Source organism: Streptomyces albicerus (genome assembly GCF_008905045.1).
GTDB lineage: Bacteria > Actinomycetota > Actinomycetes > Streptomycetales > Streptomycetaceae > Streptomyces > Streptomyces albicerus.
The window spans coordinates 112,554-133,721 of sequence record NZ_VWMY01000034.1 but is presented as its reverse complement, the minus strand read 5'-3'; the positions used below and the strand labels follow the sequence as shown (position 1 = coordinate 133,721).

Genomic DNA, 21,168 nt, shown 5'->3' with positions numbered 1-21,168 from the left:
GCCTCCTCCCCGAGTTCCCAACCATCCACAACCGATGGTCCTCCGAAGCCACCAGGACGGGGCCCCAGCCCTCATAGAGTCAGGTCAGGACCGTTTTCCGGGTTTGTGATGCCAAAAAACACGCCGGAATGACGGTTCGACTCAGTGCGCGAATGGACGGTTCGACATCACCGTGCGCACAACCGGTCCAATGCCGACTGGCTCTCATCGTCCGCTGCACGGCAGATCATCAACCGCTGGTCCGTATCTTGAAGTGGCATAAGAACTTCGAAATGCACTGCGATCACACCGACGTCAGGGTGCCGCATCGCCTTGTGCCCGCGGCCATTCACCTTGACGTCCCGCTCGGCCCACAATCGCGCGAACTCCTCGTCATGAGTGGTGAATTCGGCGATGAGTTTGGTCAATGCCTGGTCCTCCGGATGCGCGGCCCACGCAGCACGCAGGTGGGAGATTCCCTCCCGCACGACGCGTTCGCGGTCGACATAGAACTCGCGTATCTCCGGATGCATCAGACACAGCCACATCGAATTGAGCTGCGACGGCGGCAGGGTGTCGAAATCCAATAGCAGTCTCGCCATTTCGCTGTTCCAGGCCAAGATGTCGTAGCGGTGGTTCATCAGCATGGCCGGCAGCGGCGACAGGTCGGCGACCAGCCGGGCCAGCGGCGGCGCTGCAGTGGTGGCGGGCCTGTCGGCTTTGCGGGGGCGCTGCTGGGTCAGGTCGAAGAGGTAGGCACGTTCGTCGGAGGTCAGCCGCAGCGCCCGGGCCAGCGCCTCCACCACGTCCGCTGAGGGCCGCAGTCCGCGGGCCTGTTCCAGCCGCACGATGTAGTCGATGCTCACCCCGGCGAGTTCGGCAACCTCTTCGCGGCGCAATCCCGGGGTCCGCCGGGACTGCCGACGCGGCGGCAGGCCAAATTCATGCGGGTCCAGGCGCTCGCGTCGGGTCCGCAGGAACGCGGCCAGCTCCTGTGTCCTGTCCACGGTGCGGATCGTCATGCCCGGTCCAACCGCCAGGGTAGGACTGGTGTTCCCAGGAACCTCCATCCCTTACCCCCGACTCGCGGCGGTCACAGGCTTGTTCTCGACGACGGATCACAAGCACAGGAGGACACGATGTCGCTCACCCTCGACACCTACCGGCTACTGGGCCGCTCCGGGCTGCGGGTCTCACCGCTGGCGCTGGGTGCGGCGACCTTCGGCACCGACTGGGGCTGGGGCGCCGAACAGGACGAGGCGCGCAAGCTGTTCGACCTCTACGTCGAGCGCGGCGGCAACTTCATCGACACCGCCAACACCTACACCAATGGCAGCTCCGAGCGTCTGCTGGGAGAATTCACCCGCGACAACCGCGAAAGCCTGGTGCTGGCAACGAAATACACGACGCTGCGCCGACCCGGCGACCCGAATTCCGGGGGCTCACACCGCAAGAGTCTGTTCGCGTCGGTGGAAGCCAGTCTGCGACAGCTGAATACGGACTACATCGATCTGCTCTATCTGCACGTGTGGGATTTCACGACACCGGTCGAGGAGATCCTGCGCGGCATGGACGATCTGGTCCGGCAGGGAAAGATCTTGTACGTGGCCATCTCCAACGCCCCGGCCTGGCAGGTGTCGCGCATGCAGGCGATCGCAGACCTGCGCGGCTGGTCGCCGCTGGTCGCGCTGGAGATCGAATACAACCTGATCGAGCGTACCGGGGAACGTGACCTGATCCCCATGGCACGTGAGATGGGGTTGGGTGTGATCCCGTATTCACCGCTGGCCGGCGGGGTGCTCACCGGCAAGTACAGCCGAGACGACCTGACGGCGACGAACCTCGCATCCCACGACGGCACCCGCAAGAGCTTCAACTTCGCCCTGGGCACGCTCACCGAACGTAACCTGGCCATTGCTGATGCCGTGAAGGAGGTGGCCACGGAACTGGGCCGCACACCCGCCCAGGTCGGGCTGGCCTGGACCCTGCAGAATCCGGGCGTGACGGCACCGATCATCGGCGCCCGCACCCCCGCGCAGCTGGAGGACAATCTGGGCGCCCTGGAGGTCGACCTCACCGCCTCCCAACTGGCCCGCCTCGACGAGGCCAGCGCGATCGGACTCGGCTTCCCGCACGACATGCTCGCCAGTGACCACATCCGCAATGTGACCGCGGGTGACCTGAAGATCGAAACCCGCCGCTGATACCCGATCGAGCGCCGAGGGCAGCACAACCGCCGCCCCCGGTGTGCTCGGCGACTTCGGTCACGAGCCTCGCCGTCACCTCGGTCACATCGCGGTAGTGGCACTCGAGGGCCTTGGCCAGGTGGGGCGTGCGGAGCGCGAACAGGGGCAGTTCCGCGAGGAGTTGATGGCTGCTGGGCTGTTCGCGCACGGTTCGCCACAGCGCCGACGCCAGCGCGCTGAGCGTCTCCTCGAATCCCGCGTCGTCCGGCGCGGCCTGGCGGCACTCGGCCGCTGGGACATGAGCCATGACGGCGTGATGTCGACTGAGTCCCACGAATTAGTCATACGATCAAGTCGTGCTGTCCGTGCTGAGGCGTCGGGGCGCTAGAGGGCAGCCCGGTGGCCGCTGCGGTCCCCTCCGTGGCCGCGCGGGCCAGTTCCCGCCGGACGCCCGGTGCATAGGTTTCCGGCAACACCGGCGCAGTGCGATGAGAAAGGAGGCGGGCTCGTGGAGGAAACCGAGTACGACACCTGTGTGATCGGGGCGGGACCTGCCGGGCTGGCGGTCGCGAGGGCCCTGGCCGAGAGGAAACTGCCGTACACGCACATCGAGCGGCACACCGGGCCCGGCGGGATCTGGGACATCGACAACCCCGGCAGCCCGATGTACGAGTCGGCCCACTTCATCTCCAGCAGGACCCTGTCGGGTTACGGCGGCTGGCCGATGCCCGGCCACTTCGCCGACTATCCCCCGCACCGGCAGATCCTGTCGTACCTGCAGTCCTTCGCCGACGCCTACGGACTGACGGACCGGATCGAGTTCGGTGTCGAGGCCGAGAGCGTCGAGAAGAACGCCGACGGCACCTGGACCGTCACCCGGACCGACGGGCAGACGAGCGTGCACGGTCAGGTCGTGGTGTGCACCGGCGCGCAGTGGCACCCCAACCTCCCCGAGCTGCCGGGGAACTTCACGGGCGAGGTCCGTCACACGGTCGGCTACCGCAGCGACAAGGAACTGCGTGGCAAGCGGGTGCTGGTCGTGGGCGCGGGAAACTCCGGCTGCGACATCGCCTGTGACGCGGCGCGGAGCACGGATCACGCGGTGATCAGCATGCGGCGCGGCTACTGGTTCATCCCCAAGCACCTGTTCGGCCGACCGGTGGACACCATCGCCGCCGGCGGACCGAAGCTGCCGATGTGGCTGGAGCAGCGTGTCTTCGGCGCCCTCCTGCGGATCATCAACGGCGACCCGACGCGCCTGGGTCTGCAGAAGCCGGACCACAAGCTGTTCGAGACGCACCCCGCGGTCAACTCGATGCTGATCCACCACCTCCAGCACGGGGACATCACGGCCAAGCCGGGGATCGCCCGCGCCGAGGGCACGACCGTGCACTTCACCGACGGCACGAGCGACGACTTCGACCTGGTCCTGATGGCCACCGGCTATGTGCACAAGGTGCCGGTCGCACAGAAGTACTTCGGCGACGAGCAGCACCCCGACCTGTACCTGTCGTCGTTCTCCCGCGAGCACCAGGGGCTGTTCGGCGTCGGCTTCATCGAGACCAACTCCGGTGCGTACCAGCTGTTCGACGCCCAGGCGCAGCTGATCGCCGGGTACATCCACGACGCGCGGTACAAGCGGCCGAACGCGGAGCGCTTCGCCCGCATGATCCGCACCGACCGCCCGGACCTGTCCGGTGGTCTGAAGTTCGTCGCCTCGCCCCGCCACACCGGCTACGTCGACAGCGGGACGTTCGTGAAGCACCTGGCCAGGGTCGCGGCCGCGATGGGCTGGCGCACCGAGGGCCAGCCGCCGCCGGTGAAGTCCCTGCGGCCCGCGGAGGCAGTGTCGTGAGCGGCTTCGACTTCACCGACAAGGTCATGCTGGTGACCGGCGGCGCCGGCGGAATCGGCAGCGCCATGTGCCGTCGCTTCGCCTCCGCGGGTGCCCGTTGCGTCGTCGTCGACATCGACGCGGCACGCGCCAGAAAGGTCGCCGACGAGCTTCGCGGCGCCGGGCACACAGGCATCGGCTGCGATCTGATGGACCGTGCCCAGATGGAGGCTCTCTTCGATCAGGTCGCCGCCGACTACGGCCGTCTGGACGTCCTGGTGAACAACGTCGGCATGACCAGTGCCGAGCGTTTCGACGTGCGCAGCGTCGAGAGCATCGAGCGGGAGATCGGTCTCAACCTGACCTCCCCACTGATCGCGACCAGGATCGCCATCCCGCTGCTGCAGGCCTCCCGGGACGCCCGGGTGGTCACCACCGTCTCCCTCGGCGGGATCTTCCCGCTGGGCGAGACACCGATCTACACGGCCTCGAAGTTCGGGCTGCGCGGCGCGATGCTCGCCATCGGGCTCGACCTGAGGAACAAGGGCATCCTGGCCGGGTCGGTCCTGCCGTCGGCGACCGACACCCGGATGCTGCGTCAGGAAGCCGTCGACGGCGGCAACTCCATGCAGTTCCAGGACCCGCCGCAGCAGCCCGCCGACGTCGTGGCAGCCGTGGTGAGTCTGCTCGACAAGCCCCGCCTGGAGGCATACCCCCGCCCCGGCGAGTCCCGACTGGTCCGGCTCGCGATGCTCGCGCCGAACCTGCTGCCCCGGGTCTTTCCGCTGTTCCGCAAGCGCGGTGAGCGTGGCATGGCCCGCTATCTCCAGGAACTGCGCAGCCGAGGGCTCGCGCGCCAGACCGACGGCCGATGGGAACTGGTGGAGGAAGCATGACCACAGTGGAGAGTCCGTCCGTACTGCGTGTCGTCAACCCGACGACGGGGGAGCTGAACACCACACTGCCCGCCGCGACGGCCGAGGACGTCGCCAAGGCCGCCGAACAGGCTCAACAGGTGTTCAACTCCGGGGTGTGGTCCCAGTTGCGGGTCCGCGAGCGCAGCGCGGTGCTGCTGCGTCTTGCCGCTCTGATGGAACGCGACGCCGAACTCCTGGCACAGCTGGACAGCGAGGACGCGGGCAAGCCCATCTCCGAGTGCCGGGAGGGCGACATACCCGGGGCGATCGAGTCGATCCGCTGGTTCGCCGAGGCGGCCGACAAGGTCTTCGGCCGGGTCGCCCCCACCGGGGCGGACTGCCTGGGACTGATGAGCCGCGAGCCCATCGGGGTGGTCGCGGCGATCCTGCCGTGGAACTACCCGCTGGCCATGGCCGCGTGGAAGGTCGGGCCCGCGCTGGCCGCGGGAAACTGCCTGCTGGTCAAGCCCGCCGAGGCGACACCGCGTTCGGCGCTACATCTGGCCGGGCTCGCCGCCGAGGCCGGCCTGCCGGACGGAGTCCTCACGGTCCTGCCCGGCCACGGCTCCGTCGCCGGGACCGCACTGGCCCGCAGCCCCCTCGTAGGGGCCCTGTCGTTCACCGGCTCCACGGCGACCGGGCGGCGGATCCTCAAGGACGCGGCCGAGACCAACTTCAAGCGCGTCTCGCTGGAGATGGGCGGCAAGAGCCCCCAGGTGCTGATGGCCGACGCCCTCGCCTACGGCGACGAACTCATCGACGGCATGATCGAGGCCGCGTTCCTGACGATGGGCCAGAACTGCACCGCCGGCTCCCGCATCCTGGTCCACGAGAGCATCGCCGACGAGGTCCTGGTCCGATTCACGGCCGCCGCACGGGAGTTGGTCATCGGCGACCCCGCCCAGCCCCGGACCCAGATGGGCCCCCTCATCAACCGGGCCGCCTTCACCAGGGTCGCGGAAGCCGTCGAGGCCGCCCGGGCCGACGGAGCCCACATCCACACCGCGGGCCTGCCCGACGGTCTGCCCGCGCACGGCGCCTACTACCCGCCGACCGTCATCACTCACGCCTCCGAGGACAGCGACGCCCTCACCAAGGAGCTGTTCGGACCCGTCGTGACCCTGCAGACCTTCACCTCGGAGACCGAGGCGATACGTCTGGCCAACGCCACCGCGTACGGGCTGGCGGCCTCCGTATGGACCCGCGACCTCGACGCCGCGTTCCGCCTGGCACGAGGAATCCAGGCGGGGGTCGTCTCGGTCAACTCGTACAGCGAGGGCGACATGACGACTCCTTTCGGCGGCTGGAAGGAGTCAGGATTCGGCGGCGCGGAGAAGTCCACGAACGCCTTCGAGCAGTGGACCAGGGAGAAGACCATCTGGATCCGCAGCCGCTGACCGATGGAGCGGCGACGTTCGCGGTCCGGGGCGGTCCTGGCGCGTGGCGTGTGCTGAAAGACTTCCTGCCCATGAGCGGACACGGGGCGGTTGCGGGTGACGGAGAGCTCGGCGCGGGCGTGGCCTTCGGGCTGCTGGCCGCGTGGGCTGTACACGATCTGGAGCCCGCGCGGCCGCGCGACGTCGTGCAGGGGCTGGCGCTTGCCGCGGCGGCCACGGTCGGGACACACATGGCGGCGCGACGGCTTCTGCGGCGGGGTTGAGCCGTGTCCCGAACTTGATCACTTACTACCAAGCTCAGCTGTCGGCCGCCTTCTCGAGGCCCAGCATCTCCTCCCGAAGCCGCTGCGAAGAGGTGCCGTGCCAGCGGCGTACCGCCCGGCGCAGCGTCCGCTGGTCGGAGAAGCCGGCTTGGTGGGCGATGTCACGCAGGGTCAGTTCCGGGCGCCGCAGCAGCTGTTCGACGCGTTCCCGGCGCACGCCGTCGACGAGTGCCTCGTACGTGGTGCCGCAGTCGGCCAGCCGACGCCGGAGCGTGCGCTCGCTGGCCGCGTGCCGACGTGCCTGCTCGGCGAACGAGGGAATCGTCGGGAGGCTCTGCGCGATGGAGATCTCCATCACCTCCAGCAGTTCCTGTTGGTGGCGGCGCGAGGCCAGCTGTGCGTCGAGCGTCTCCAACGCCGAGGTATACGTCACCGGATCCCGGCCCGGCATCGTTGTCCGGGCCCGGACGGGGTCGATGACCAGGCGGCTGACCGGGACACCGAAGCGGACCGGACAGCCGAAGAGGGCACCGTACGGGTCGCTCCGGCGCGGCGCGGGAAAGGCGAACTCCACTGCGCGGGGAACGAACGCCGGACCGATGGTCAAGCGGGCCAGAGTCAGCACGGAGGTCAGCGCCTCCTCGATCAGGAAGACGGCGACGGCCGGATCCATGGCGGGATCGGGGAGATCGGCGCGCAGCACGAAACCGTCGTCCTCCTCGCCGGCCGACCACACCATCATCGCCCCGGACAGATTCTGGTACCTCACGCCGGTTTCGATGGCTTGCCGCAGCGTGTCGGCGGCCATGAGGGCGAAGCCGAGCAGCCCCCAGGCGGTCAGGTGCTGCGCCGCTCCGACCTTCATCCCCAGGTGCTCGTCGCCGGTGAGCTCCAGAGCGCGGCGGATCACCGCGCTGCCCTGACGGTAGGAGACGCGCAGGGCCGCCGAGTGCATGACTGTCTCATCCAGTCCGACCTGCTTCAGATGCGGCCGCAGGTCGATGCCCCGCTGGTCGGTGACCACGGTGAGATAGCGCAGGATGTTCGGCTGGATCGTGGCCGACGTGCTGCGGCTGGTTCCCGCGGGGGCCGTCGGGTCGTCGGCGACGGACATCGCGCTCACCTTCTGCCTGTTCTGCCCGGGCTGTTCTACCCGGGCGCACCACTGTAGGCAGCCGGACCTCACAGGCAAGAGCGCCAGCGTGCTCGGTGTCAGTCCGAGTCCGGCAGGGCACGGGTGAGGATCGCACCCAGGTCGGCGGAGGCGGGGAGCGTGCCGAAGGCGTAGCCCCAGTCGCCGCCGAGCCGGGTCGCGCAGAAGGCATCGGCTACCGCGGCCGGTGCGTGGCGGACCAGGAGGGAAGCCTGCAGGGTCAGCGCCATCCGTTCCACCAGCCGCCGGGCGCCCGTCTCGGCGCTCGCCAGGTCGGACAGCTGGTCCCTGAGCCGGGTCACGGCCGCGTCCAGGCGGGCGTCGGCGCCGCGCGCCAGAGCGAGCTCCGCGAACAGCGCGTCGGCGGTGTCGGGAGCCCGGCCGAGGGCGCGCAGCACATCGAGCGCGTTGACGTTGCCCGACCCCTCCCAGATGGAGAGCAGGGGAGCCTCGCGGTAGTGGCGGGGCATGCCGGACTGCTCCACGTAGCCGTTGCCGCCGAGGCACTCCAGCGCCTCGGCGGTGAAGGCCGGGCCGCGCTTGGTCACCCAGTACTTGCCGACGGCGGTGGCGATCCTGCGGAACGCCGTCTCCTGCGCGTCGCCGCGGATCGCGCGGTCGGCCGCTCCCGCGAGCCGCAGCGTGAGCGTGGTGGCGGCCTCGGACTCCAGCGCGAGATCGGCCAGCACATTGCGCATGAGGGGCTGATCGATCAGGGGTGCCCCGAAGGCGCCGCGGTGCTTCGTGTGGTGGCCCGCCTCGACGAGGGTCTTGCGCATCAGCGTCGCGGTCATCATCACGCAGTCCAGGCGTGTGCAGTTGACCATCTCGATGATCGTCTTCACGCCCTGCCCCTCGGGGCCGACCAGCCAGGCGACGGTGTTGTCGAACTCCGGCTCCGAGGAGGCGTTCGAACGGTTGCCGAGCTTGTCCTTCAGCCGCTGGATGCGGAACGTGTTACGGGTGCCGTCGGGCAGGATCCGCGGCACGAGGAAGCAGGACAGGCCGCCGGGCGCCTGGGCGAGGACCAGGAACACGTCGCACATCGGCGCCGACGTGAACCACTTGTGCCCGCGCAGTGTGTACACGCCCGGCTCGGCGGTCGGCGAGGCGGCCGTCGTGTTGGTACGGACGTCCGAGCCGCCCTGCTTCTCGGTCATCCCCATGCCCGCCAGCAGCCCGCGCTTGTCGCCCGGCACCCGCAGCCCCGGATCGTAGACCCGGCTGACCAACAGGGGTTCGTAGACCGCGGCCAGCTCGGGCTGCCGCCGCAGCGCGGGTACGGCCGCGTAGGTCATCGAGGTGGGACAGCCGTGTCCGGCCTCGGTGTGCCCCCACACCAGCCCACCGGCGGTGCGGGCGACATGGGCGCCGGCCCGGTCGTCGGCCCAGGGCGCGGCGGCCAGTCCCTCGGCGACCGCGACTCCCATCAGGTGGTGCCAGCTGGGGTGGAAGTCGACCTCGTCGACGCGGTTGCCGTAGCGGTCGTGCGTACGCAGCTCCGGCTCGTACCGGTTGGCCTGCTCGCCCCACAGCTGGGCCTCCTCGTCGCCGGCCCGGCGGCCCAGACGCCGTACGTCCTCCTCGGCCCAGCCGGCGCCCTCGCGGCGCAGCCCCTCCAACAGGGCCGCGTCCTCGGACGCGTCGTACGGAGCGAGGGGCGGGGCCTGGTTGGTGACGTCGTGCGTGGCGGACTGCTCAGGCTGCTCTGGCGCGAGTATCGGGACCATGCCGCCAGTGTTGCATCATTCCTGCGGTTGCAGCAATAACGTAACACGCTGCTTCTGGATGGGGCTCCTCGCTTGCCCGGGGCCCGGTCGATCGCGTACGTGACACTGCCGCGCCTGCGCCTCGGATCCGCTGACCGGGCACAATGCCGTCCATGCGGATGAACGCGCCTCTGTCCCCGGCGGCCGGCCTCGAACTGCGCCCGCTGTCCGCGCGGTCGGTCGTCCTGAGTCTTCTGCTGGGCGTGCACCCGCCCGAGCTTCCGGTACGGGATCTGGTCCGCAGCGTGGAACCCTTCGGCATCGCCGGTTCGACGCTGCGGGCGGCCCTCAGCCGGATGGTGGCGGCGGGCGATCTGCGGCGCACCGAGGGGGTCTACCGGCTCAGCGAACGGCTCCTGGAGCGCCAGCGCCGCCAGGACGACGCCGTCCACCCCAGGACCCGGGCCTGGGACGGCTCGTGGGAGACCGCCGTCGTCACCGCGACCGGGCGCGGGCCCGCCGAACGGGCCGAACTGCGCGCAGAGTTGTCCGGCCTGCGGCTCGCGGAACTGCGCGAGGGCGTATGGCTCCGGCCGGCCAACCTGCGACGGCCCTGGCCCGGCCACCTGTCGGACCTCACCCAACGCTTCTCCGCCCGGCCCGAGCAGCCCGCGACCGCCCTGGCCGCGAGCCTGTGGCCGCTCGACGACTGGGCCGCCACCGCGGGCGCCCTGCTGGCCCACGTGGCCCGGGTGGAACACCCGGCCGGCCGCTTCGCCACCTTCGCGGCCATCGTCCGCCACCTGGTCACCGACCCCGTCCTGCCCGACGAACTCCTCCCCGAGGACTGGCCGGCACCGGCCCTGCGTGCCGCGTACACCGACTACCAGCGAGAGGTGACGCAGGCGCTGTGATGCGAGCCGACGACCACGAAGCGTTCCTCGAGGCGGCCGAAACAGGTGGCCCGGCCGAAGGCCCTCTCGATACGGTCACCCGATGTGCTTCTACGCCATGACGTACTACAAGCTGCACTACGCGTGCGTGTCATGCCGTGTCAGCTTCAAACGGCATGCGGATCTCGAACGGGAGCACCCTTGCCCGAACTGCGCCCGGCCCCTGGTATGCGCTGGTCACGACTTCGCTCCGCCGTCACGGCGTGACGTCCGCGCGTGGTCTGCCGTGGCCGCGGTCCTGGGAGCGGGCCTGCGCTATGAGGGGCGTCCGGTGTGCGGGTGCGGCAAGGAACCGAAGTACCGGCCGCGTACGCGCGCCGAAGTGCGGGCGCGTCGGATCGCGGCCGCCAGGGAGGGGCTGCCGCTGTCCGAGACACTGTCTCGCGTTGACCCTCTGACGCCGTCAACGGACTGAGAACGCACCGCAGTTGGAAGGCGCTCCGCCCTGCTCGCGTGCTGGAGCAAGGCCGGTGCGCGCCTGCCCTGCGCGTTGGCTCGCGCCCGCGCCGTTCACGGCTCCGCTTCTCGGGGTATTTCCTCGTGTTCTGATGCGGCACCGCCGCCAAGGGCCGGGTCGGTGGATTCCGGTGGAGGTGTGTGGAGTTCGGTGACAGCCGCGGCCAGTTGCTGCCGCAGCGGCTCGGGAAGCGCCTCCCCTTGGACGGCGCCCACCATGTCCTGGGCCAGATGGTGCAGTTTGATGTTGCTGTGCTGGGAGACCGCGACCAGGACGCTCCAGGCGTCCTCGGGGCTCAGCCCGAAGGATGCCATCAGGACCCCCCGGGCCAGGTCGATGACCGGTCGGGTCTGCATGGCACGCTTGAGCTGGACGACTTCGATGCGCAGATCCTGCTCGGCATCACCGGGCAACGCATCCTCCTCCGTGGGGCCGTGCGTCACACCGGGACGTGTGTCCTGGACGCGAGGGACCAAGTTCATGGCGACGTCATCCGGAAGCGCGAACAGCGATGACGTATCGGTGAGTGCGAGCACCCTCTGGACCGCCGGGCCGACAGCCCGGATGACGACTGTCTTGCCGTCCTTCAACGCGAGCCGACGGATGTGCAGCAGGACGTTGAGGCCCGAACAGTCGCAGAACTCGACTCCGCTCAGATCGAGATCCACGCCGCTGACCGACTCGGCGAGGGCCTTGTGCAGACCCTGCTGCAGCGCTTGGTCGGTGTCGAGGTCGAGTTCACCGGCGACCAGGACGGCCATCCGCTCACCGACGGGGTGTGCGTTGATCTTCAAGTACGTCGGCGGGTGTCCCTTCGCCGAGCCGGACAACGCTGCGCAGACAGGCTCGTACCCGCTCTCGAGCTGCGCAGAAAGTGCAGATTCTCGCATGGCAGTCGCTCCTGAGGCATTCACCCGTCTCTGCCTCCTCCAGGCTCAGCTCTCGAGCCTCACACGTCAAGGGATACATGAAATTTCTTTCACCCTTTGATAAGCGTGAATGCGAGGTCATATGCTGGGGCGCATGGGTGGAGTACCTGAGTCACATTCCGGCTGGACGTTCCTCACCAACCACGCCCGCGTGCTGGCCTCGATCGCCGAGAACCAGAACACCCGCATCCGGGACATCGCCGCCCGATGCCGGCTGACCGAGCGCGCCGTTCAGAAGATCATTTCCGATCTGGAAGAGGGCGGCTATCTCACCCACACCCGGCAAGGGCGCACGAACGAGTACCGCATCGAGCCGGGGACCATCCTGCGCCACCCGGCTGACGCCGGATTGACGGTCGCGGGTCTCCTCTCCGTGCTGGCCCAACACGATGCCCGGCGCGACGGCCAGCGCGACAGATCACAGCAGCTGCAGACGGCATCGTTCTACGAGCGGGGTCCCAGAGCCGACCAGTGACGGCGGGTGCTTCCCCTGGGACCGGAACTTCCGCAAAGCGCGCTGACAGATCGCGAAAGCCATGGGGTGGACACCCTTGCCCCGACCCGTCGCCCGCGTTCATGGCGCTTCGTCGTACCAGCCCGGGGAACTCGGCGCCCATGGACACGTACGCAGGCGCCCAGAAGTCGTACTGGATCGAGACAGCACCACCCCCGGACCGGCCTCACCCGTCCCTGGCAGCCGACCTCACGGTGGACGTCGCTGTGATCGGCGCGGGGATCGCCGGACTCAGCACTGCCTGGGAGCTGGCTCGCGGCGGCCGTGGCGTGGCCGTGCTGGAAGCCGACCGGGTCGCCACGGGCGTCACAGGGCACACCACCGCGAAACTGAGTGCCCTGCACACCCTCATCTACGAGCGGCTGCGACGCATCCGTGGGATCGAGGCCGCGAAACTGTACGGGCGTTCCCAGACCGAGGCGATCCACCATGCCGCCGCGATCGTGGAGGAACTGGGCATCGACTGCGACTGGGAGGAGACGGAGGCCTTCACCTACGCCCAGGACGCCAAGGGTGTCGGGGAGGTGATGGCCGAGGCGGAGGCCGCCCGTGAAGCCGGGCTGCCCGCCGAGTACGTGACCGAGACGGGCCTGCCGTTCCCCGTCTCGGGCGCGGTCCGGGCGACGGGACAGGTCCAGTTCCATCCACGGAAATACCTTCTGGCGCTCGCCGAGGACCTGCTCCGTCAGGGCGCGCGGATCCACGAGCACACGCGGGTCGTCAGTCTCAGGGAGGGCGAGCCGTGCCGCCTCACCACCGAGGCGGGGGTGACGGTGACCGCCACGGACGTCGTCGTCGCCACGCACTACCCGATCTTCGATCGCGCGCTCCTGTTCACCCGACTCTCCCCGCGGCGCGAACTCGTCCTGGTCGCGCCCCTCGACGCCGGCCTGGCTCCGCACGGCATGTTCATCACGCCCGAGCAGGGCACCCGCTCGCTGCGCACCGCCCCGTACAAGGACGGACAACGGCTGCTGATCGTCACCGGGGAGCACTTCACCCCGGGCACGAGTGACGTGGAGGAGCGGTTCGGACGACTCGCCGACTGGGCCGTCGGACACTTCGGAGAGCTCACCTTCACCCACCGCTGGGCCACGCAGGACAACGACTCCACCGACTCGGTGCCGCTGGTCGGCCCGCTCCACGCGGGGAGCCGTCACACCTACGTCGCGACCGGCTTCGGCGGCTGGGGCCTGAGCGGCGGCATCATGGCGGGCCGTCTCCTCGCCGATCTGATCGCCGGTCAGAACCCACCGTGGAGTGAGCTGTACGACCCCCGGCGTGTGCGCACCGCCGTGCGTGAGGCGCCGGCCTTCCTCAAACACCAGGCCCAGGTCGCCCGGCATTTCGTCGGCGACCGGCTTCCGTCGTCGCCGGGTGGCTCGGTGGACGACATCGCCCCGGGAGACGGCGCGATCGTCCGCGTCGGCGGACACCGCTGCGCCGTCCACCGCGACGAGGACGGAGAGCTCCACGCCGTCTCCGCCCGCTGTACACATCTGGGCTGTCTGGTCGCCTTCAACCGGGCGGAACGAGCCTGGGAGTGCCCCTGCCACGGCTCCCGCTTCGACCCGGACGGGCACATCCTCCAGGGACCCGCGACCCACCCGCTCGAACGACGTCAGCCGGCCGACCGGGACACATCAGCGGTCCCGCCCGCAGGGCGCTCGTGAGCACGGATCCGCCGTGATTCCCGAAGAGCGGGTAGTGCGACGCATCGGTCGGGGCGCTGCGTCGGCTGCGCGCCCGTGTGAGGGAGGACCTCCGGGGAACTCGACCTGCCCGGCGTTCCCAAATAGAAGCTTTCCGCCAGCACGGCACATCCGGCTGTCCCGAGGGCGGCGCGGCCCGGGCCCCACCGCACTCCGAGCGAGAGAGGACTCTCGACGTGACCGACTCACCTGGCAAGAAGATCGTCGTCACCGGAGCCACCGGCAACGTGGGCACCAGCCTGGTACGCCTCCTGAGCGAGGACCCCGCGGTGGATTCCGTACGGGGACTGGCACGCAGGATTCCGGACTGGTCACTGCCCGGAATCACATGGGAGGACGTGGACCTGGCCGAGGACACCGACCCGGTCGAGCTGTTCCGCGGCGCGGACGCCGTGGTCCACCTCGCGTGGAAGATGCAGCCGGCCCGGGACCCCGTGGCCACCTGGCGCACCAACGTCCTGGGGAGCATCAAGGTCTTCCGGGCCGTCGCGGACGCCGGCGTCCCGGCCCTGGTCCACGCCTCGTCCGTGGGCGCGTACTCGCCGGGCCCGGAGCATCGCGCGGTGGACGAGTCCTGGCCCACGCACGGCTGGCCGGAAGCCTCGTACACCCGCGAAAAGGCCTATCTGGAACGCGTTCTCGACACCTTCGAGCGGGACCACCCCGAGATACGGGTCGTACGGATGAGGCCCGCGTTCCTCTTCAAGCGGGAGTCGGCCAGCGAACAGCGGCGCATCTTCGGTGGGCGCTTCCTGCCCGGCCCGCTGCTGAGGCCGGAGCTGCTGCCCGTCCTGCCGGACATCCCGGGGCTGCGCTTCCAGGCGCTTCACACCGACGACGCCGCGGAGGCCTATCGCCTGGCGGCGCTCGGTGATGTGCGCGGCGCGTTCAACCTGGCTGCCGCTCCGCCTCTGGACGCGGGCGTTCTCGGCGAGCTCTTCCACTCGCGGACCGTGCGTCTGCCGGGCCCGGTGGCGAGGTCCGGACTCGCGGCTGCCTGGGGACTTCACCTCGTACCCGCGTCGCCGCACCTGTTCGACGCCGTTCTGCGGCTCCCGTTGATGGACTGCGGGCGGGCGCACTCCGAACTGGGCTGGAGCCCCCAACACACCGCCCTGGAGGCCCTGGAGGAGATGCTGGCCGGTGTGCGCCACGGTGCGGGGGAGGACACCGCGCCGCTAAAGGGCCGAGCCGTCGGCTGATCGACTGGTCAGGCCGGGCCCTCAGGACTAACGTCGGTGTAGCGAACGTCTACGTTCACTACGTCGGACACGCAGGGCACTGCCATGGCGGACGCTCACGCGACACCTTCGGAAACTGCCAAGTCCCCGGAGCGGGGCCGAGGCAGTGGCATCGCACTCCTCGTCATCGCCTCGTGCCAGCTGATGGTGGTCCTCGACATCACCATCGTGAACATCGCCCTCCCGCACATCCAGACCTCGCTCGACTTCTCGACCGAGAACCTGTCCTGGGTGGTCAACGCCTACACGCTGACCTTCGGCGGTCTGCTTCTGCTCGGCGGGCGGCTGGGCGACATCCTCGGCCGCCGCAGAGTCTTCATCTTCGGCATCCTGCTCTTCGTGCTGGCCTCCCTGCTCGGCGGACTCTCGCAGGAAGCCTGGCAGTTGCTCGCGGCACGCGCGCTGCAGGGCGTCGGCGGCGCCATCGCCTCCCCGACCGCCCTGTCGCTGATCACCACGACGTTCCGCGAAGGGCCCGAGCGGAACAGGGCGTTCGGTGTGTTCGCCGCCGTGTCCGCCGGCGGTGGCGCGATCGGGCTGCTCGCGGGCGGACTGCTCGTGGAGTGGCTCGACTGGCGGTGGGTCCTCTACGTCAACGTGCCCATCGGCCTGCTGATCGCGCTCGCGACGCCCCGCTACATCCGGGAGTCCGAGCGCCGGCCGGGCCACTTCGACGCCTTCGGAGCGCTCACAGCCACCGTGGGCATGGTGTCGCTCGTCTACGGGTTCATCCGTGCTGCGGAGGACGGCTGGAGCGACAGGGTGACCCTCGCGGCCTTCGCAGTTGCTGTCGTGCTGCTCGCCGTGTTCATCACCATCGAGCGCCGGTCGAAACAGCCCATCACCCCGCTCTGGATGTTCCGCGACCGCAACCGCGCGGGCGCCTACGCGATCATGCTGAGCCTGGCCGCGGCGATCTTCGGGATGTTCTTCTTCCTGACGCTCTTCGTGCAGAACATCCTGGACTTCAGTCCCCTGAGGACCGGTCTCGCGTTCCTTCCGGTGAGCGTGGTCATCGCGATGGGCGCGGGATTCGCCTCGCAACTGCTGCCCAGGTGGGGCCCCAAGCCCTTCATGACGGTGGGCGCGATCCTGGCCGCCGTCGGACTCGGCTGGCTGACCCTGACCGAAGTCGACAGCACATATGCGGGCAGCATTCTCGGGCCCCTGCTGATCTTCAGCTTCGGCATGGGTCTGAATTTCGTGTCGCTGACGCTGATGGCGGTGTCGGGCGTGGCACCGCAGGAGGCGGGAGCGGCCTCCGGGATCCTCAACGCCACCCAGCAGGTGGGCGGTTCACTCGGTCTGTCCGTGCTGGTCACGGTCTTCGGCACGGCCAGTCGCCACGAAGCCACCGATCAGGTCCGCCGGTTCATGGCGGAGGCGACCCCGGACCAGCGGCTGGAGTTCCGCAGAACCGGGGAACTCCCGGCGCCCTGGAGCGACCACGTGCTGACCTCGGGCGTCTCGAGCGCGTTCATCGTCGCCGCCATCTTCGCCGTGGTGGCCGCCCTGGTCGCGGTGATCGTCATCCAGGTACGCCCCGACGACCTGGAACGCCTGAAGGGCACCGGTGCCATGCCCGGCATACCGGCCGGAGGCGTTCCGGAGACCGCGGCCGAAGTGAGCGAGTCGGCGTCAGACCCTCCGGAGCCCCGTGAAGATCCTCCCTCGCACGACTAGCCTCGTGGCAGCGGCTGTTCAGCACTGATCACTGATCAGCACGGAGTCTCATTGATCGGCACTGAGACTGAGCGTCAGGGCAGCGGCTGCTCGGCCCAGATGACCTTCCCCGCGGGGGTGTAGCGGGTGCCCCAGCGCTCGGCGATCTGCGCGACGAGGAACAGGCCGCGTCCGCCCTCGTCCGTGGTGGCCGCGTACCGCAGATGGGGCGAGGTGCTGCTGGCGTCGAAGACCTCACAGATCAGGCTGCGGTCGCGCAGCACACGGACCAGGATGGGGCCACTGCCGTACCGGATGGCGTTGGTGACCAGCTCACTGAGTATCAGCTCCGTGGTGAACTCCATGTCCTCCAGGCCCCACTCCGTCAGCTGCCGGGTGACCGAGGCACGCACCTGGCCGACGGCCGCCGGGTCGGACGGCACCTCCCACTCGGCGATGCGGTCGGCACCGAGCGCACGGGTGCCGGCGACGATCAGCGCGATGTCGTCGCTCTGCCGGGCCGGCAGCAGGCTGTTGAGAACGGCCTGACAGATGTCCTCCGGCGACCGGTCGGCCCCGGCCAGCGCGGTGCGCAGCATCTCGAGGCCGACGTCGATGTCCCGTTCCCGGTCCTCGACGAGCCCGTCCGTGTACAGCACCAGCCGGCTGTCCTCTTCCAGCTTGAGCTCGGCGGTCTCGAAGGGGAGACCGCCGAGACCGAGCGGCGGACCGGCGGGCACGTCGGGGAACTCGACGCTGCCGTCGGGACGGACCACCGCCGGCGGCGGGTGCCCGGCCCGGGCGACGGTGCACTGCCGGGAGGTCGGGTCGTAGACGGCGTACAGACAGGTGGCGCCGGTGATCGCGGCACTGCTGTCGTCCGCCGCCTCGTCCTGGTCGATGCGGCCGACCAACTCGTCGAGGAGCCCGAGCAGCTCGTCCGGCGGCAGGTCCAGCGCGGAGAAGTTGTGGACCGCCGTACGCAGCCGTCCCATGGTGGCCGCGGCGTGCAGCCCGTGGCCGACGACGTCGCCCACGACGACCGCGACACGGGCGCCGGACAGCGGCAGTACGTCGAACCAGTCGCCGCCCACTCCCGCCTGCGCGGGCAGGTAGCGGTAGGCGATGTCCAGGGCGCTCTGCTCGGGCAGGTTGCGCGGCAGCAGACTGCGCTGCAGCGTCACGGCCATGGTGTGCTCGCGTGTGTAGCGGCGCGCGTTGTCGATGGAGACCGCGGCACGGGCGACCAGCTCCTCGGCGAGGGCCAGCTCCTCCTCGTCGAAGGGCTCCGGCTTCTCCGAGCGCCAGAAGTTCACCACGCCCATCATCAGGTGCCCGACCCGCACCGGAACGATGATCAGCGAGTGGATTCCGTACTCCACGACCTGCGCGGTCCGCTCGAGATCCTGCGCCAGCCAGCCCGGGGCCTCCCTCAGGTCGGGCTCGATCACGGCCTGGCCCGTGTCGAGGCTGCGGGCCTGCGGCGAGGAGGCGACGAACCTGATCCGCTCGCCCACCGGATAGAGAGGGGCGTCCTTCCGGATCCCGCTGAACGCCGTACGGCGCAGATCGGTGCCCGCTTCCGGCTCTTCCCCGCTCAGCACGGCGTCGGCCAGATCCACCGTGACGAAGTCCGCGAGCCGCGGGACGGCCACCTCCGCCAGTTCCTCGGCGGTGCGGGCCACGTCCAGACCCGTGCCGATGCCCACCCCTGCGTCGTACAGGAGCTTGAGATGCTCCCGGGCCGACTCGGCCCTGCCGGACAGCGCACGCAGCTCGGTCGAGTCGCGGAGTGTGGCGACACTGCCGGCCGGGCCGCCCTGGAGGTCCGTGGGCCGTTGGTTGATCGCCAGGAGCCGGTCGCCGACCAGGTGCACCTCGTCCGTGGCGACCCGTCCCGAGGCCAACAGACCAGCCGTGTCCGTGTCCAGGCCGAGTTCGAGGACATGCCGGCCCTCGGCGTCCGGGGGAAGGTCGAGCAGCCGGTGCGCCTCGTCGTTGGCGAGCAGCAGCCGCCCCTCGCCACTGGCGATGATCACTCCCTCCCGGACCGCGTGCAGCACCGCGTCATGGTGCTCGTACATCCGGGTCATCTCGAACGGGCCCAGGCCATGCGTCTGACGCAGCAGCCGCCTGCTCACCAGCGCCGTCCCCGCCGTCGCCAGGACCAGCGCGGCGGCCGCGGCGGCCAGCAGCAGCGGCAGCTGCCGCTCCGCGACACCGCCCACGTTCTCGGTCGTGATGCCCGCCGACACCAGGCCCACGACCGTGCCGTCGTCCGCCTTGATCGGCACCACTGCCTGCACCAGCCGCCCGATGGTCCCCGTGATCTCCTCGGTGACGGGCCGGCCCTCCAGCGCGGGTTCGAGGGTCCCGACGAACTTCTTGCCGATCCGGTCCGGCTTGGGGTGGGTGTAGCGGATCCCGTCGGTGTTCATCACCACGATGAAGTCGATCTCGGACTGTTTCCGGGCGGCCTCGGCCCGCGGCTGGAGCACCGCCGTGGGATCGGAGGCGCGCAACGCCTCGCGGGTGCCCGGAGCGTTGGCGAACGTCTCGGCGACCGCGAGCGAACGGTTCCGGGCCTCCTGCGTGCTGTCGTGCCGCACCTGTAGGAACAGCGCCCCGACCGCGGCCACGACCAGCAGCAGCACGATCACCACTTGGAGAACGAACACCTGGCCCGCGACGCTGCGCCCGCCCAGCGCCGACCGCAGTCCCGCCGTGGACCCGCCCCGGGAGCCGCCCTCGGGCGCCCCCCGCGGATCGAGGGGATGGCGCGGTGCCTGCCGTGCTCGCCGCCCATGCGCTCGGTGAGGGCGGTCACGCCTGTGCTGCGCGCGCAGGCCATTGGGGCGGGGGGTCGACTGAGTCCAGGATCGACCCAAGCGACGGACCATAAGCCCATGTCTACACTGCCGGGCGCCCGGAGGCGAGGGGCACCCCCTGTTGTGACAGGCGACGGCCCGGGCCGCGTGGCCCAGACCAGTGGCGGAATTCGGCCGGGTGCCGAACTCCCCGCGGGGGTGGCCGGGCGCCGGGGGAGAGGCCCGGGAACCCGGCTCAGGGGCCGACGGCCGTACGCGAGGACCGCGCTCTGTGACGGTTCGCCGCAGTGCGCGGAAGCTGCCGCCGCCATGATCTGGCCGCATCATGGAGGAGGGTTCTATTTATCCGCATTTGTACCTCGCGCGCGGGAGGTCGTCATGCAAACCCAGACCCCGGACCGCTACCGGCTGACCTTCACCCATGGGCGATCGGGGGCCGGCGCGATCACGGACGAGGTGGTCGTCGAACGAACCGACACCCTCGGACCGGGCGGAAACCCGGTCTACTGCGATCCCACCGGCATCCTCCGTGCCGAGATCAGCCCGGCGGGCGAGGTACGAATGCTGGCCAGCGGCGGCTACCAGTCCCCGCTGCTGCCTTCGGCCGAGGCCCTGCCCTGAGCACCGCTGCACGAGCGGAGCAGCGCCCCGGCAGGCTTGCCGACCCGGCGTAGCAGGAGCTGCCGGTTGGGCGGACGGGCTGCCGCGACGAAGCCGGGACAGCCCATCCAGCCCGACGACGCGTAGGCAGGTGGGATGTCTCAGGTGAGGTGCGCGAAGACCACCAGGTTCTCGGTGTAGTCCTTGGTCGCGCGGTCGTAGTCTCCGGCGCAGGTGATGAGCCGTACCTGGGCCTGGGGAGTATCGGCGTACACGCGCTGATCGGGGAATTTTCCCTTGTCGAACGTCTCCACGCTGTCGACCACGAAGGCCGCCTTGCGACCGTCGTCCCGCGCGACCTGGAAACGGTCGCCCTTCCTCAGCTCGCCGAGCTCCGCGAAGACGGCCGGAGATGTCGCCGTGTCCACGTGCCCGGCGATGATCGAGGTGCCCGCCTCACCGGGGGCCGCGCCCTTCGCGTGCCAGCCGACGAGGTTGACGTCGTCGGCCGGAGGGGGTTCGAGCCGGCCCGACCGGCCGATGGCGAGGTCGGTGAAGGGAGCGTCGACCGAGATTTTGGGGATGAGCAGGCGGGTCGGCCTGGATCGCGGCAGATGCTTTCCGGGGTGGTGCAGGGCGGACGAGGACGGGGCGGCGGCCGGCGGAGCATGCGGCACGCGAGCGGCATCGGACGACTCGTCATGACCGACGACGAGGCTCACCACCAGGACCAGGGCGGCCACGCACCAGAACACCGTCACACCTGTGCGGAGTCTCCGCTTGGACGGTACGGGGCCGGCATCGGTGGGGGAAGGAGGACTGGCTGCCATCGGA

At 69.8% G+C, this 21,168-nt stretch carries 17 protein-coding genes and 1 pseudogene; 11 read left to right on the top strand and 7 right to left on the bottom strand.

Annotated features, from left to right (window positions below):
• Positions 1 to 167: 167 nt before the first annotated feature.
• Positions 168 to 1,001 carry a helix-turn-helix transcriptional regulator gene (locus tag GAS53_RS29805; RefSeq protein ID WP_151480814.1) on the bottom strand — a complete coding sequence of 278 codons (834 nt, stop codon included), beginning with the start codon at positions 999 to 1,001 and terminating at the stop codon, positions 168 to 170.
• A 117-nt stretch (positions 1,002 to 1,118) separates the two neighbouring features.
• Here GAS53_RS29805 and GAS53_RS29800 point away from each other — a divergent pair, with 117 nt between their 5' ends.
• The gene (locus tag GAS53_RS29800; RefSeq protein ID WP_151480813.1) at positions 1,119 to 2,183 is read left to right on the top strand and encodes an aldo/keto reductase; all 1,065 of its coding nucleotides are present in this window, start codon (positions 1,119 to 1,121) and stop codon (positions 2,181 to 2,183) included.
• A gap of 37 nt (positions 2,184 to 2,220) precedes the next feature.
• Here GAS53_RS29800 and GAS53_RS58455 read toward each other — a convergent pair.
• Positions 2,221 to 2,451, bottom strand: a pseudogene (locus tag GAS53_RS58455) (TetR/AcrR family transcriptional regulator); the annotation flags it as partial.
• A gap of 222 nt (positions 2,452 to 2,673) precedes the next feature.
• On the opposite strand from GAS53_RS58455, the gene GAS53_RS29795 reads away from it, so the two are divergent.
• The 4 genes from GAS53_RS29795 (at position 2,674) to GAS53_RS29780 (ending at position 6,576) form a co-directional block, all read left to right on the top strand.
• Positions 2,674 to 4,020, top strand: a complete 1,347-nt coding sequence (locus GAS53_RS29795) for a flavin-containing monooxygenase (RefSeq protein ID WP_192583343.1) — start codon at positions 2,674 to 2,676, stop codon at positions 4,018 to 4,020.
• A complete protein-coding gene (locus GAS53_RS29790) occupies positions 4,017 to 4,895 on the top strand; it encodes an SDR family NAD(P)-dependent oxidoreductase (protein ID WP_151480812.1) in 879 nt (292 codons plus the stop codon). Before GAS53_RS29795 ends, GAS53_RS29790 begins: the two co-directional genes overlap by 4 nt.
• A complete protein-coding gene (locus GAS53_RS29785; RefSeq protein ID WP_225859168.1) occupies positions 4,892 to 6,313 on the top strand; it encodes an aldehyde dehydrogenase family protein in 1,422 nt (473 codons plus the stop codon). Before GAS53_RS29790 ends, GAS53_RS29785 begins: the two co-directional genes overlap by 4 nt.
• Before the next feature lie 71 nt (positions 6,314 to 6,384).
• A complete protein-coding gene (locus tag GAS53_RS29780; protein WP_151480810.1) occupies positions 6,385 to 6,576 on the top strand; it encodes a hypothetical protein in 192 nt (63 codons plus the stop codon).
• Positions 6,577 to 6,610: 34 nt separating this feature from the next.
• Here GAS53_RS29780 and GAS53_RS29775 read toward each other — a convergent pair whose 3' ends face one another.
• Positions 6,611 to 7,690 (bottom strand): AraC family transcriptional regulator, encoded by a 1,080-nt coding sequence (locus tag GAS53_RS29775; RefSeq protein WP_151480809.1) that lies wholly within the window; start codon positions 7,688 to 7,690, stop codon positions 6,611 to 6,613.
• 98 nt (positions 7,691 to 7,788) lie between these two features.
• The gene (locus GAS53_RS29770; protein ID WP_151480808.1) at positions 7,789 to 9,459 is read right to left on the bottom strand and encodes an acyl-CoA dehydrogenase family protein; all 1,671 of its coding nucleotides are present in this window, start codon (positions 9,457 to 9,459) and stop codon (positions 7,789 to 7,791) included.
• 152 nt (positions 9,460 to 9,611) lie between these two features.
• Between GAS53_RS29770 and GAS53_RS29765 the strand changes: the two genes are divergently transcribed.
• Positions 9,612 to 10,352, top strand: coding sequence for a PaaX family transcriptional regulator C-terminal domain-containing protein (locus GAS53_RS29765; RefSeq protein WP_404829304.1), 741 nt, complete (start codon positions 9,612 to 9,614; stop codon positions 10,350 to 10,352).
• A 549-nt stretch (positions 10,353 to 10,901) separates the two neighbouring features.
• Here the strand turns inward: GAS53_RS29765 and GAS53_RS29755 are convergent.
• Positions 10,902 to 11,738 (bottom strand): anti-sigma factor antagonist, encoded by an 837-nt coding sequence (locus GAS53_RS29755; protein WP_151480806.1) that lies wholly within the window; start codon positions 11,736 to 11,738, stop codon positions 10,902 to 10,904.
• Positions 11,739 to 11,871: 133 nt separating this feature from the next.
• Between GAS53_RS29755 and GAS53_RS29750 the strand changes: the two genes are divergently transcribed.
• From GAS53_RS29750 to GAS53_RS29735, 4 genes are all read left to right on the top strand, one after another.
• A complete protein-coding gene (locus GAS53_RS29750; protein ID WP_151480805.1) occupies positions 11,872 to 12,252 on the top strand; it encodes a helix-turn-helix transcriptional regulator in 381 nt (126 codons plus the stop codon).
• Between the two features lie 140 nt (positions 12,253 to 12,392).
• Positions 12,393 to 13,964 (top strand): FAD-dependent oxidoreductase, encoded by a 1,572-nt coding sequence (locus GAS53_RS29745; protein ID WP_151480804.1) that lies wholly within the window; start codon positions 12,393 to 12,395, stop codon positions 13,962 to 13,964.
• A 215-nt stretch (positions 13,965 to 14,179) separates the two neighbouring features.
• The gene (locus tag GAS53_RS29740) at positions 14,180 to 15,205 is read left to right on the top strand and encodes an SDR family oxidoreductase (RefSeq protein WP_151480803.1); all 1,026 of its coding nucleotides are present in this window, start codon (positions 14,180 to 14,182) and stop codon (positions 15,203 to 15,205) included.
• 84 nt (positions 15,206 to 15,289) lie between these two features.
• Positions 15,290 to 16,927 (top strand): MFS transporter, encoded by a 1,638-nt coding sequence (locus GAS53_RS29735; RefSeq protein ID WP_151480802.1) that lies wholly within the window; start codon positions 15,290 to 15,292, stop codon positions 16,925 to 16,927.
• A 74-nt stretch (positions 16,928 to 17,001) separates the two neighbouring features.
• Here GAS53_RS29735 and GAS53_RS29730 read toward each other — a convergent pair whose 3' ends face one another.
• On the bottom strand, positions 17,002 to 19,806 hold the full coding sequence (locus GAS53_RS29730; protein WP_192583342.1) for a SpoIIE family protein phosphatase: 2,805 nt from the start codon (positions 19,804 to 19,806) through the stop codon (positions 17,002 to 17,004).
• 306 nt (positions 19,807 to 20,112) lie between these two features.
• Between GAS53_RS29730 and GAS53_RS29725 the strand changes: the two genes are divergently transcribed.
• Positions 20,113 to 20,355 (top strand): DUF6296 family protein, encoded by a 243-nt coding sequence (locus GAS53_RS29725; protein WP_225859167.1) that lies wholly within the window; start codon positions 20,113 to 20,115, stop codon positions 20,353 to 20,355.
• A gap of 140 nt (positions 20,356 to 20,495) precedes the next feature.
• On the opposite strand, the gene GAS53_RS29720 is transcribed toward GAS53_RS29725, so the two are convergent.
• Positions 20,496 to 21,164 carry a class F sortase gene (locus GAS53_RS29720; protein ID WP_151480801.1) on the bottom strand — a complete coding sequence of 223 codons (669 nt, stop codon included), beginning with the start codon at positions 21,162 to 21,164 and terminating at the stop codon, positions 20,496 to 20,498.
• Between the last annotated feature and the right edge of the window lie 4 nt (positions 21,165 to 21,168).